The organism is Floridaenema aerugineum BLCC-F46 (genome assembly GCF_041929345.1).
GTDB classification, from domain to species: Bacteria; Cyanobacteriota; Cyanobacteriia; order Cyanobacteriales; family Aerosakkonemataceae; genus Floridanema; species Floridanema aerugineum.
This window is the reverse complement of record NZ_JBHFNQ010000231.1, coordinates 1-13,604: the sequence shown is the minus strand read 5'-3', so window position 1 is coordinate 13,604 and position 13,604 is coordinate 1. Positions and strand designations below refer to the sequence as shown.

At 41.0% G+C, this 13,604-nt stretch carries 7 protein-coding genes and 3 pseudogenes; 9 read left to right on the top strand and 1 reads right to left on the bottom strand.

What is annotated here, in order from left to right:
* The first annotated feature begins 14 nt into the window (after positions 1–14).
* From ACE1CC_RS32430 to ACE1CC_RS32390, 9 genes and pseudogenes are all read left to right on the top strand, one after another.
* The gene (locus tag ACE1CC_RS32430) at positions 15–2,540 is read left to right on the top strand and encodes a hypothetical protein (RefSeq protein ID WP_413274561.1); all 2,526 of its coding nucleotides are present in this window, start codon (positions 15–17) and stop codon (positions 2,538–2,540) included.
* 45 nt (positions 2,541–2,585) lie between these two features.
* Positions 2,586–3,749 carry a hypothetical protein gene (locus ACE1CC_RS32425; RefSeq protein WP_413274560.1) on the top strand — a complete coding sequence of 388 codons (1,164 nt, stop codon included), beginning with the start codon at positions 2,586–2,588 and terminating at the stop codon, positions 3,747–3,749.
* Between the two features lie 47 nt (positions 3,750–3,796).
* A complete protein-coding gene (locus ACE1CC_RS32420; RefSeq protein WP_413274559.1) occupies positions 3,797–4,234 on the top strand; it encodes a hypothetical protein in 438 nt (145 codons plus the stop codon).
* Positions 4,235–4,367: 133 nt separating this feature from the next.
* A complete protein-coding gene (locus ACE1CC_RS32415) occupies positions 4,368–6,026 on the top strand; it encodes a nitrogenase component 1 family protein (RefSeq protein ID WP_413274558.1) in 1,659 nt (552 codons plus the stop codon).
* 9 nt (positions 6,027–6,035) lie between these two features.
* Complete coding sequence (locus ACE1CC_RS32410) at positions 6,036–9,224, top strand: eCIS core domain-containing protein (protein WP_413274557.1); 3,189 nt, start codon at positions 6,036–6,038, stop codon at positions 9,222–9,224.
* Between the two features lie 48 nt (positions 9,225–9,272).
* Positions 9,273–11,453 (top strand): AAA family ATPase, encoded by a 2,181-nt coding sequence (locus ACE1CC_RS32405; protein ID WP_413274556.1) that lies wholly within the window; start codon positions 9,273–9,275, stop codon positions 11,451–11,453.
* Between the two features lie 105 nt (positions 11,454–11,558).
* Positions 11,559–11,918 (top strand): tyrosine-type recombinase/integrase, encoded by a 360-nt coding sequence (locus ACE1CC_RS32400; protein WP_413274576.1) that lies wholly within the window; start codon positions 11,559–11,561, stop codon positions 11,916–11,918.
* 117 nt (positions 11,919–12,035) lie between these two features.
* Positions 12,036–12,515 (top strand): annotated as a pseudogene (locus ACE1CC_RS32395) (hypothetical protein); the annotation flags it as partial.
* 45 nt (positions 12,516–12,560) lie between these two features.
* A pseudogene (locus tag ACE1CC_RS32390) lies at positions 12,561–12,755 on the top strand (hypothetical protein); the annotation flags it as partial.
* Positions 12,756–12,775: 20 nt separating this feature from the next.
* Here the strand turns inward: ACE1CC_RS32390 and ACE1CC_RS32385 are convergent.
* Positions 12,776–13,468 (bottom strand): annotated as a pseudogene (locus ACE1CC_RS32385) (type III glutamate--ammonia ligase); the annotation flags it as partial.
* Between the last annotated feature and the right edge of the window lie 136 nt (positions 13,469–13,604).

The following is a 13,604-nucleotide window of genomic DNA, read 5'->3' as shown; positions in this document are numbered from 1 at the left end:
GAGAGGTAAGACTAATGAAAAAGAAAGAAATTCATCAATCACTTGATTGTATTGCTTGTGAACTGCCTACTCAAGAACGATTGAACTATTTTACAGGGCAGTTTCTTACAGAGCGAGATTTTCAAGATGAACAAAGTTATTTACTTGGAAAACATCGGCAACACAATCGTTATTTGCATGGTTACGGAACAGTTTGTGGGTTAAAAGTAGAACAGCATCCTAATCCTGCTTGTCGCGATCGTTTTATCATTATCCAACCTGGTTTTGCTCTTGATTGCTGTGGTCGAGAAATCCTTGTGCGCGAACCTGTTTATGTTGATTTAGATAAAGCTCTTGCACCTCAAAATAATGGTACACCTAACGGCAAACATCTGTTAATTTCGCTATGTTATACAGAATGCAAATCTGAATTTGTACCTGTTCTTTATGCAGAATGTGGTTGTGATGAAACAGGAATGGAAGCTAACCGCATCTATGAAAGATTTGCTGTTGATGTGCAGTTGGTGGATACTGTTCCTAAATCGCCAATTACAGAACCAACTAAGATAAATTTACAGTGGAATGGGACTATTAATTTAGCTCAATCATTGCGTCTTGCTCTTGATTCTGTTGGGAAGCGACTGTATATTTTGACTGCTGCTAATCCCGGTCAAATCATGGTGTACAACACTGATAATGGAGTGCAACTTCCGACTATTTCGCTAGGAGAAACTGGGGTGCGAGGGGTGGATTTAGCGATCGATATTTCCGGTCAATTTCTCTACATTATCCGTCACACAGAGGGAACGCCATCCACTTACGATTTGCAAGTAATGGATTTGCAGAATGCTAATACTGTTGTTAACACTTTACCCTTAACTACTGGTGTATTAACCAATCCTCCACAAGTAATTGTTTCAACAGCAGCAGATCATCGTATTTACACTCTCGATCCAAATGCTAACCCTCAAATAATTACTATTTGGAAGACAACAATTAATACTGAAACTGTAGATCCTACTTTACCTTTGAGTGACCCTAATTCCCCAAAATTTGCTGAAGTGACTAGCACAAATGAGGTAAATACTTTTGCAGTTAGTTCTGATGGTAGTTGGTTATTTTTAGCAGAAGGAACTAGCAATCAAATTCGAGCATTTAAGGTGGATACGCTGAATCAACCTCCAGCATCACAAGTAAGTGTAACAGTTTCTTTAGCAGAAAATCCCCAACTTTTAGCGGTTTCTGGTGATAGTTCCCAACTTTATGTAGTTACTGCGCCATCAGCAGGAACTATGAAATTACGAGCTTTTGAAATTGAAGATAACTCTCCTCCAACTATTACCGAAATCAATGCACCTGGGGTTAGTTTGGGGAGTGGAAATGCGATCGATCTCGTCGCCGCACCTTCGGAAAAATGGATTTATTTATTATCCAGTGATGAGAGCAACAAAGGCGAAGTTCGCCCAATCAGTACTGTTCTATTAAAAACCGATCCCGATCGTGCGGTGTTTGATGCGATCGCAGTTTTTTCTAATCCTCAAGATTTGTTGCTTGATAACAGTTTAACCCGAATTTATGCAGCAGGTAACACTGAAACTGGAGGTGTATCAATCCTAGAAATTCAATCAGAACTTTGTCGAGAATTACTTTGGGAAAGTCTTAATGATTGCTCGTCTTGTTCTGATGATTGTGTACCGCTTGCAGTTGTTCGTGATTACAAAACCGGACTTGAAATTACTGACGCACTAATTGATAATCGAATTCGTCCTTTAATACCAAGTACTGAAACCTTACAAAAGCTAATTCTTTGCGCTTTAGAATCTCATAATAACATGGGAGAAGGGTCGGGTGATGGTGTGCGATCGGCTGATGCTGAAACTGTCGATCCAGATGTTCCTGCTGATGCTGATTTTAACCCAACAACTGGCAATATTCATTTTAAAATTCCCAAAGCTAAAGATGGGAATGATGGTAAAGATGGTACAGATGGAATTGGTTTAGAATTGAATCTTCCTTACATTGAGGCAGTTAGTTGGAAACATAATACACCAAATAATTCTCTAATTACAATTGAAGAAATTCCTGGCATTTTTAAACAAGGCATTGTAATCGGCTTTAATGCTCCTGTAATTGTTTCTGATTCTGCTAATCCTGATAGACAAATTATTGATTCTCATGTATTCCAAGTATTAGCTGAAACCTTGGAACGCGAGCAATTTAACTTAATTTGTCGTTGTCAACTGACTGGTAGTGTAGTTCCTGTTGAGTTTAAAGCTACAGATAATCTGATTCAATCTGCAACATTTGTTAAAGAAACAACAGCAAGGGGAATTGCTTTTGTGTTCGATCGTTCTAGTCTAAACGTTTTGAGAGATTTACAATCAAAAGAACTTTGGGTTCGTTTATTAGGTGATTTTGTAATAGATGTAGAGCAGAAAAAAGCAGTTGATGCCAAATTTATTCAAGCATTACTACCCACAGGATTACAACGTCCATCAGCTAATAGAATTGGTACACAAGGAGGAGTATTTGAAAGTTGGTTTGGCTTTAAAAGTGAATAGTTATTTCAAAGATTGGATGCAAAGATTTATTCACAGGAGACTTTTATGCAGAGTTACAAAAAGGTAAAAAAAAGAAGAATTTACAATCAATCTCGGAGTTGTTCTACTTGTGGCGATATTGAATGTTTTGAACGACCTCGATTTTTTGCGGGACAATTATTAACAGATAAAGACTTAGAAGCAGCGCAAAGATATGTAATTGAAAAAAACAAATTACACAATCGTCATTTAGTGGGAACGGGTGTAGTTTGTGGGTTAGCTGTACGCTGCGATCCTTGTTGTGATGGTAGTGTAGTTGTAGAACCGGGATATGCGATCGACTGTTGCGGCAATGATATCGTATTATGTGAACCAGAAACTTTTCATCTATTAGATTGTCTGGAAGAACAACAGCGAGAAGTAGATTGTTGCGATCGCAAAATTCGCACTCCCAAAGTACCCAGAGATCAAATTCGAGAATACTGTTTAATTCTCTCATATTTTGAGGAACCAACTCACCCAACTACTGCTTTAATTCGCGATAATGGCTGTAGCAATACTCGCTGTGAACCTGCAAGAATTCGAGAATCGTTTCGCTTTTCACTAATAGAAAAACCAATCGATCGATCTCCGCCAAAACTGATTCCTGATGACAGCTTTTTAGGACAAGTTTCAGAATGTTTTCGGGTATTACGGGAATTTCAAGCTGCTATAAAAACGGGTAGAACTGTGGAAGAAAACTATCCAAGTTCATCTGTCCCAGTATCTACAGGAGCTTTTGCACCTGTGTTTTACCAAATCCGTAAACTGGTGTTAGAAATTTATAAACGAGAACCAGAAATTCGTTGTACATTACCTGAAAAAGTAGCAGAAATTGAAGCCCAATTTCAATCGGGTAATGATGACGATCAACAACGTGCAGCTTTGCTGATGTTAGCTCTAGCATCACAACTATTATTGGACTGTTTTTGTAATGCGCTTTTAGTTCCTTGTCCAGATTGTGATGAGGAAGTTGGTGTTGAATTAGCTTGTATTACTTTGCGTGGTGATAAAATTGAAAAAATCTGCAATACCGTTCGCAAACAATTAATTACCGGGCCATCTTTACAATACTGGATGCAACCTCTATTTAGCGGAATTCAACAATTAATTGAATTACTTTGCTGTGAGTTAGATATCGTGAAGTTGGTAGATGATAATTTACCAAGACGGCCAGAACCGATCGGTTAAAAGAATACAAAATGAATTTCTGATATATCATTAAGGAGGCAAAATCAATGCAAGATAGACCAATCAATGAAGGTTCAAACACTGAAGCTCAAGCAGTAATCAATCAACCCCGATATACTGCTTTTCGCAGTCTCGATACCTTATTTACTCGTGGAGAAACTGTGTTCAAAATGGTGCGGGATTTTTCCCAATGTGCAGTACGAGATTTGCCAACGGCTGTGTTACGCGACTTATCTAACATTAACAAAGTCTCGGTAATGGATATTTACGATCGTCCCGCTAGAGAAGCTTTTGCATTGTTGTTATCGCGTGGAATTAAAGCTGAAGAAAAAAAGGTTTCTGAACAAGAAGCTTGCTCTCTGAAGAACTTACAAAAAACGCAATGGACGTTAAATCCGAATCAGGCTGTTGTAGTGCTTACATACAACGATCGCGTAGTCGGCGTTCACCCTTCTAGCAACAATGATAATCCACCCGTTTCTTAATAGACATCTCCAAAAAAGATTGTAGAGGCGTTGTATTGTAGAGACGTTGTATACAACGTCTCTACAATACAACTCTACAATACAACTACAATACAACGTCTCTACAAGGGTTCTATCAAGGTTTGAATGAGCAATGCCAGATATTCACATCAACCAATTTCATGCTCAATACAACATAGCAAGATTGCCAGACAATCCTGTTACTTTACAGCGACAATTGGATAACATTGCTCGTCATCAACTTGTTAATGCTTTGGAAGCACGATTATCCCAAGAAACTCAAGCAGACGATCCTATTTGCTTTATTGAGTCGATCGAGGTAAGTTTGACGATCGATCTAGCTAAATTAGACGATCGTCAATTAGCAACTTTATGGGCAGATGCTCTTCAAAAAGGCATTCGGCAAACTCTCGGACAAAGAGGGAAAGGAGTTTTAATTTTCCGCAATCGAGGTGATTTTCTAGCAAGTTTTCTAGAAGATCTGTTAAAGGGAAAAGTGTGGGATTGTTGGTATTATCAGGAATTTGAAAAGTTGCGATCGCTTCCTCTTGGTGCAGCTATTGTTACTTTGCTCACTACTAATAATGATGCGGGAAGGGATGCTTTGTTGGAACTGACTCGACGTGGTGAAATCGATCGAATTTTGGCTATTTTAACTGATGAAGAAGTGGAAGCGATCGCTCATTCTTGCCTACTCCCACCCAGTCCTAATATTATCTTGCCAAATACTGTTAGCGTTTGGATTCGAGCAATCCGATCTCTACTAAGTCAAAGGTTGATTCTTACAGGTATTCCAACTAGAGATTTTACTCGTCTTTACTTGGAATTATTGCATCATCGACCTGAACTTGGCCCTGATGTAAATTTGGCACGTTTCATCTACAATTTAATGCAATTGCAGCAAATGGTGATGAAACAAAGCGAAGTTGCTCAACTTCTCCAGCTACTTGCTACTGAGCAATGGACAGGAGTATTGAGTCAGTTAGAACGCAGTCCTGCCAAACAACTACTAACAACTTTAATGCGAGAAATATCGGGTGCAGAAGTGGTTGAACTTTTGCAAGAATTAGAGATTAATGTACCGCAAACTACCAGTTATTTTGGTGTTACGGCTTATGGTGGAATTTTTTTGTTGATAAGTGCGATCGCAGATTTGCAGATCGATCGCTTTTTGCAAAACTGTCCTTATCCTCAACCGGAAAATATATCGAAAATTGGATTATTATTGTGGTTAATTGCGCTTCAGTGTTTGGGAAATCAAAATGCAGTTCAGGCAAAGAGCGATCGAGGAATAACATTATTTGCAGGACTGTCAAAAACTCCAAATTTAAGCGAACTTCAGAACTACGCAGCAACTTTCACACCAACAATGCACACAGCATTTATTGAACAGTTTCAAACTCATCTGTGCGAACAATTAAACCGTCCTGAACACTTTGCATTAGCCCGACTTTCCGCAACTTCTACCCTATCTTTTGATTGGTTCTCTCTTTGCACAGAGTCTAATTCACTATTGCCCGATCCTGAATGGGATGCAGCTTTAGCAATGGTGAGTGCAACAATATTGCAAGCTTTTTCTGTCAAATTAGGTGCGTTTGCTGATAGCAGTCCAGCTTATTTGTGTCGTAACTTTTGGAAAAGTCAGAGTGCGATCGAACTTTCTGCAAATCAAATTATTATCCAGTTTTTAACTTGTCCATTGCAAATGGTATTGCGAATGGCAGGCTTTGACCATAAAACCTGGGAAGTTTCCTGGTTAGAAAATCGACAACTATCATTTCAGTTTGACTGATTAAACACTATGGCTGACTCAAATTCCAGTCCCACTATTGAAACTCCCAAAGCGACTTCAGCCGCTAATCCTCCCGTGCAGGATATTAACATGACTGCGGAAAGTGAGAGCGATCGTACTGAGATAATGAGCGATCGGATCGTGAGGACAGTTGGTGGAAGTAGCCCACAAACGCCACCAAATCAATTTACTGGTAGTTTGAAGCAGTTGCCAAGTTCATCACAGGTCGGAATGTTGCGACAGTTGCAGCGGGGGTATGGGAATAGTTATGTGGGCAATGTTATCCAAGCGAAGCTAACGGTAGGGCAACCGGGAGATGTGTATGAACAGGAAGCAGAGAGAGTCGCAGATACAGTAATGCAGATCTCACAGTCAGAAGCGACTGTTGGGGCAGGGATAAAAAACCAAGTTCAGCCAATGCGAATTCAACGAATGTGTGCAGAATGTGCGAAAGAGGAAGAAGAAAAAATTGATCCCAAGGAATCGCCTGGACAAACACCGACGGTAACGCCTGCATTAGAGACTCGTTTAGATAGAACAAGGGGTGGGGGTGAACCGTTGCCGGAGTCGGTGCGATCGTTTATGGAACCTCAGCTGGGGGCGGATTTTAGTGGTGTGCGGGTGCATACAGGGAGTCAAGCTAGTAGCCTAAACCGAGAATTAGGGGCGCAGGCATTTACACGGCAAAGAGATATTTATTTTGGGGTAGGGCAATATACGCCGGAAACAGTAGAAGGCCAGCGCTTATTGGCGCATGAGTTGACTCATGTGGTGCAGCAGAGTGGTTCTGATGGTCAAATTCAAAGACTGTGTGGGGTCGATGAAAGTTGTCCCGAGGAAATGATGGGTTCTAATGTAAGTTCATCCGCAGACATGATGAGTGTAGATGCACAAAGACATATTCCTATCCCAGTAGAAACTGGTCAACTTCCTCAAATTGGTGATGATGCTGATTTAGAAACTCAGGTTGCATCATTTAAGCGCCTAGTACTTACTACAGCTAGAACAAGGTTAGCATCTAACCGCGTCAATTTAGCGGAATGGCGGGCTGTTGTTGAAGATCTACAGCTTAATAGACAGCAACAATTAGCAATACAAGTTGCACAGCTTCAAGAAACCGTTGAACGGCGTAGTGGTTTTGGTCAATCTGCTTTGGAACAGTATCTAATAGAACGAAACCCTATTCGGCGTGAGACACGCCTCCATCAAGTTGAAGGACGGTATATAGCTTGTACAGGATGTCATGCAGAACAATGGGCAACTCGACTTGAACATGAAACTCCAGCTTTTATGCGAACTGGCCCAGAGTGGCAACCTGTAGCAAATCAGCTAACTGGTGTTGAAAGTCGCAATCAACAATATCTAGAACCGTGGCTTGCGGTTCATTCAATGCCAAACCTGCTTGCTTCTGAACCCCAAGTTTTTTCAGAACAGGAAGTGATTAGACAGTGGTTAGAAGAAAGCTCAGTTGAAAGCCTGACAGCTAGAGATAATACGACAACAACTACACCATCGCGTAATTCATCTGCTAGACCAGAACATGAAGTTACTCAGAATTTTGATTTCCAAGAGGCTCCCAACCAAGACCAGATGGAACGCATTAATGCTATTACAGAGTCATATCGTACAATTATTGAAGCATTAGGGCCGGAAGGATATCAGGTTTGGACAGATAGTGCTATTTCTTGGAATTCGGAGAATATTGAGAGTGTTCGTCAAGGTATTTTGAGCCGAATTGATCAGCGTCGCTCTGATTATCTTGAACTGATCAGAAAAATTACTACAGGTGAAATAGAGTATATTCATTTTATGCCTATTTTGCAGGATTTATTGCCGTTTGCGTCTTCTACAGTTCGGGAAGTTATTCAAGCAGAAATTGACGCACAAGAAGATAAACAATTCTGGGAAAAAATTATTGTTGGTGCAGCATCGTTAATTCTGCTGTTATTAATACTTTTCCCACCAACAGCAATTATTGGAGCTACAGCAACTGCGGCACTAACAGCAGGATTAGAATTAGGACTTGGAGCTTACGGGGTTTATCGGGGACCTCAGATGATCCAAACGGGGCGTGCATATCAACTCGGAACAGGTGCAAATGATGTCTTCACTCCAGAGCAACAGTCGGCTGGCAATGCACTAGTTTTTAGTGGCTTTCTAAATATTATAGGTGGTGGATTAAATTGGGCTTCAGGGTGGTGGCGGACAGCTGGGCTTTCCAGTAGATTGTTGCAATCAAGTATTGCCGCAGAAAGGACAACTACAGGGTTATTAACTAGTGGTAGCCAGACTATCCAACGTGGTCAGTTTTTACTAACCCTAGAACGTGATGCAATAGTTGCTAGTGTTGCTAATCGTCCAGATTTACTAATCATAGTACGTGGTAATACTGCAACGATGTACCAGAGACTAGCGGGTGGAGCAGGACTTCGTATAGTTGAACAGAGAACTATTTCAACATTTACATCAAGTGCTACTGTAGAGAGTAGTACATCCACAGCTAGTGGCACTTCAATTGTTCCTTGGTCAGGTATTTCATCCAGGCCAGTTCAAGGTTTTACCCTCCCTGGCGAAATTTCCAGTTCCTCACCTTTACTTACACTTCCTGATGAAGCTGGTGTAGTTTCTTCACTTGCTACAGGTGGAGCTACGCCTACGACTTCACTACGTCTTCCACCACGCTGGTTAGGAGGTAGAATTCTTGGCAGATTAGGTGAGGTTACAAGGTTTGAAGAAATTGGACTTTATCCAGGCAGAATGACTCAGTTATTTGCCCAAACCCAGCGTATCCAAATTTATAATGCTTTGGAAAATGGCACGCTTAGTTTACGAGATTTTGGTCGCATGGTAGGGACTGATGGCGTTGAACAAATGTATTTCCGAACGCCTTCTGGAGGTCGTTTTATTGATCATGTTTTCCCAGAAGGTGAATTTATTATATTGCGAGAGAGTAAGAATGTTAGAGACTTTGCCATTACAGAAGATATTTATATTCAACTCAGCAAAGATATATATCTATTGAATCGCTATCCAGAAGCGATCGTAGAGTGGCGAATTAGCGGTAATGGAATGATTGATTCAGAAGCTTACGATTTATTGGAAGCGATATCAGAGAGAATGGGAGGTCGCTTCAGATTTCAACTGCAAGACAGTGCAAGACCTCCAATTGATATAACACTGCCACCAACCTTACATTAGCCGGGATGAGACTATGACCCGTCTAGATAGCTATCTTTTTGTAAAATAATGCTCCCTTACTCTAGCAATATTGAATATTTACGCGATGAGCTTCGTCGTTTGGATTGGTTGTTAAAAATTGCCATTCAACAATTTCGATCGCACCGCAACCAAAACATCCCTCCCGAATTTCAAGGATTACATATTTCCGATCAAGAAATTGATGGCTTAGTGTCTGAGGAAAACGAAAGTTGGAACCAAACTTGGGCTGAAACTCAGACCAAAGTTATGGCTATGCGTGAAGAGATCGATCGGCGAATTATTGAAACTCAAATAAATGGTATAATTCTACGTTTGCCTTACCTACAAACAGTATTTAACTTGACTCCATTTGAAACTGATTTATTATTACTAACCCTAGCTCCAGAATTAGACCTGCGTTATCAGAAAATCTACGCTTATTTACAGGATGATGTTACTCGCAAACGTCCATCTATTGACCTGGCATTACAATTATTTTGCTGCACTTTAGAAGAACGAGTTAAAGCAAGAGAACCTTTTATTAAAGATTCCCCTTTGCTTAATTACAACCTACTTTTGCTGCATGAAGATTCGATCGATCGCCCTTCCCCCCTCCTCAGTCGTTCCCTCAAATTAGACGATCGCATTGCTGAATTTCTGTTAGGAAGCGATCGCCTCGATACTCGCTTACTAAAACCAATTTCGCTAGTACAATGGCTTCGACCCCAAAAGTCTCTCAAAGACTTAGTATTACCTACGGAAATCAAACAAACTTTACAACAATTAATCAGTTTAGAAATTGACAATACACCTTGGTTGTGCTTATTGCAAGGAGTCGAAGGCACAGGAAAACGCACTACTGCATCAGCTGTTGCTAATGCCAGGAAACGCTCTTTGTTGGCGATCGATCTTCCAGCTATGATCCAGGCAGAATTGCCGTTTCACGCTTTGTTAGAACTGGCATTTCGAGAAGCCCGCCTTTACAATAGTTTGGTTTATTTGGATGGCTGGCATCAATTATTAGCAGATACTACTAAACATCATTTAGCGATCGCATTTGTTGAGCAAATTATCGCACAATTTCCGGGAATTGTGTTTATTGCCAGTCAAACTCCTTGGCAACCTAATAATTCCGATCGTCACTCTTTTATTCGCATTGAATTTTCTCTACCTGATTTGCGATCGCGTTACGCTCTCTGGCAAACTGCCCTTAGCCAAGCACAGGGGATCAGTCCTCAAGTTAACATCAAAGATTTAGCAAATTCTTTCCGATTAAGTGGGGGACAAATTCAGCGATCGATCGCATTAGCTACCAGTCAAGCCAAGTTAAATCAAGGCAAAAATTACACAATTACTACTGACGATATCCTGCTAGGTTGTCAGCTAGAATCAAGCCGAACTCTGATTAGTTTTGCCCGGAAAATTACACCAAAACGAGTTTGGGAAGACTTGGTATTACCTAAAGATACAATGGCACAATTACGGGAATTATGTCAGCAAGTACGCTACCGAAGTCAGGTTTATAGTGATTGGGGTTTTGAACAAAGGTTGAGTTTAGGTAAAGGAACGATCGCTCTTTTTACTGGTGACTCTGGTACAGGTAAAACCCTCAGCGTCGAAATTTTAGCAAAAGAATTAGGATTAGATCTCTACCAAGTCGATCTCTCCCAAATTGTTAGTAAATACATAGGTGAAACTGAAAAGAACCTCAGCCGTGTATTTGAAGATGCTCAAGCTAGCAATGCTATTCTGTTTTTTGATGAAGCTGATGCTTTGTTTGGCAAGCGATCGGATATTAAAGATGCTCACGATCGCTACGCCAACATTGAAGTAAATTATCTATTACAACGAGTCGAAACTTATGAAGGGGTAATTATTTTAACTAGCAATTTAAGCAAAAATATTGATACCGCTTTTTTGCGACGTTTGCACTTTAGCATTGAGTTTCCTTTTCCCGATGAGTATCACCGTTTCCAAATTTGGCGTAGAATGTTTCCGCCTCAAGCTCCTTTATCTACGGATGTAGATTTTGAATTTCTCGCTCGTAAATTCAAAATTGCTGGAGGTAATATTAAAAATGTGGCGATCGCTGCTGCTTTTCGTGCCGCAGAAGATGGTGGAGAAATTCACATGGAACATCTTATTTTGTCTTTAAAACGGGAATATCGCAAACTGGGAAAAGTTTGTGAACGTACAGAATTTGAATCATATTACGACTTAGTGCGTTAGTTAGTGACAGAACAATCAAAAGAATGTCTAGTTTTATGTATAGACAGATTTGAAGTATCTATATAATATAATAGACTGAAACGAACAAATATCAGCGGTTTGGCGGTGTTGTTGGGGAAGGGAGATAAGGTGAGAAATGTGATTATTCCGGCGCAAACTTGGACGGAGTTGATGATTCTAGGCAAAGATAGCAGTCCCAACGATCCGGTGTTTGAAGGAAGGAGAAAACGAGCGATTTCGCAAACAGAAATTCGCCGGATTATTCAAGCAGCAGCAGAACGGGCGGGGATTAATAAAAATGTTAGTCCCCATTGGTTGCGCCATTCCCACGCTACTCATGCGGCGAATAGAAATGTGCCGCTACCGTTGATTCAGAGTACTCTGGGACATACGAATGTGGCTACTACTAGTACTTATTTGCACGCTCGACCAAATGATAGTAATTCGCTTTATTTGCCGCGTTGATGGGGAATTAGTAACTCTGGTATTAGAGGTAAAAATGAGGAAGGGGTTGGGTGTTGGGGGGTAGGGGATAGGGTTGGATTTTCTTCCCTACCCCCTGACCCCTAACCCCTAACCCCTGTAGATAATTCGTCAGATGCTATTTGCGAGAATTTAATTTATCCAGTGTTGAAGGAAGTCTGGAAAAATTATCGCCTGAAACTGACGTTATGGAGTCATGAAGCTCTTTGTTACGATGAAGATTTATCGGGGATTCCCGATTATACTGTAACTCAACGAAGTCCGTTGGGGACAATTATTTTCGATCGGCCTTATTTGTTAACTGTTGAGGCAAAGCAAGATAGGTTTGAGGAAGGATGGGGTCAATGTTTGGCAGAAATGGTGGCGGTACAACGATTGAATAATGAGGCAAATCAGACAATTTACGGTATTGTTTCTAATGGAAAAGTGTGGCAGTTTGGCAAATTAGAATTAAATGTTTTTACGCGGAATAAAACTTTTTATACTATCCAAGATTTAGAGAGTTTATTTGGGGCAGTTAATTACGTTTTCCGACAGTGCGAGTTACAAATTGAGGGAAAGGAAACATTTTCGCTTTGAGCTTTAATTGGGACAAATTTTCCGGGAAATTAGTTGGTAAAGAATAGGCAAGTTTATGAGAAATTACAAGGAACTGGAAATGATGCAATTTGGGTGAAAATGCCTTGGGCAGAACACGCTTTTGATGCAGTTTTTAATGGTGTAAGTAATCAATTAGCTTTATACACCCGATCGACTGTTCCGAACTACCCTACCGTCCGGCTTCCGGTCTTTCCATACTCAGACACGCAGGGACGATGAAAACAAACTTTTCTAGCATTCTAACAATCAAGAGTATTTTCTAACTCCCAAGAACTAATAAAAGTGCTGTAATCATGCCATTCTTGGTGCTTCAACTTTAAATAGGAAGCGACAAAATCCTGACCGAGAGCCTGAGATAATACAGTATTTCCTGACAAACATCGCAGTGCATCGAGCAAATTGGTCGGTAACAATTTAATCGTTCCAGACGGCAGAGGATGGGTGTAATTGTTATTGTCATAACGTCGGCCAGGGTCACGTTTTTGGGCCATCCCATCCAGACCGACTGCAATTAAGGCAGCAGGTAAAAGGTAAGGATTTGCTGCCCCATCAGCCAGACGCAACTCGAAGCGCCCAGGATCGGGAATACGGATGGCATGGGTGCGATTGTTACCTGCGTAGCTAACAGTATTAGGCGACCAAGTAGCGCCGGAAGCGGTCACAGGTGCATGAAGGCGCTTGTAAGAATTGACGGTGGGATTGGTGAAAGCACACAAAGCTTCTGCCGAATGCAACACTCCACCGATAAACTGGTAAGCTAAGGTGGAAAGGCCCAATTCTCCTTGGGGATCGTGGAAAAGGTTTGCAGTTCCAGCACTATCCCAAACCGAAATATGGGTATGGCAGCCGTTTCCGGTGAGGTTCCGAAAAGGCTTGGGCATAAACGTAGCTCGGTAGCCGTGTTTTTCAGCGATCGCCTTCACCATATACTTAGGGCTTGCTGAAAAAGAGCGAAAAGGGGAGAGGGTAAGGAGGTTCAGCGATGAAAACTGATAAAAGTGCAAGGAATGGGTGTAAAATAGCCCAGAAAGCTTGGATGAGCCGGAGAAAATGTACCGAAAAGAGGAG

What these genes read in the sequence shown, in the direction of transcription:
- ACE1CC_RS32425 (WP_413274560.1), top strand. Translation starts at nt 2,586, where the DNA reads ATGCAGAGTTACAAAAAGGTAAAAAAAAGAAGAATTTACAATCAATCT.
- ACE1CC_RS32405 (WP_413274556.1), top strand. Translation starts at nt 9,273, where the DNA reads ATGCTCCCTTACTCTAGCAATATTGAATATTTACGCGATGAGCTTCGT.
- ACE1CC_RS32430 (WP_413274561.1), top strand. Translation starts at nt 15, where the DNA reads ATGAAAAAGAAAGAAATTCATCAATCACTTGATTGTATTGCTTGTGAA.
- ACE1CC_RS32420 (WP_413274559.1), top strand. Translation starts at nt 3,797, where the DNA reads ATGCAAGATAGACCAATCAATGAAGGTTCAAACACTGAAGCTCAAGCA.
- ACE1CC_RS32410 (WP_413274557.1), top strand. Translation starts at nt 6,036, where the DNA reads ATGGCTGACTCAAATTCCAGTCCCACTATTGAAACTCCCAAAGCGACT.
- ACE1CC_RS32415 (WP_413274558.1), top strand. Translation starts at nt 4,368, where the DNA reads ATGCCAGATATTCACATCAACCAATTTCATGCTCAATACAACATAGCA.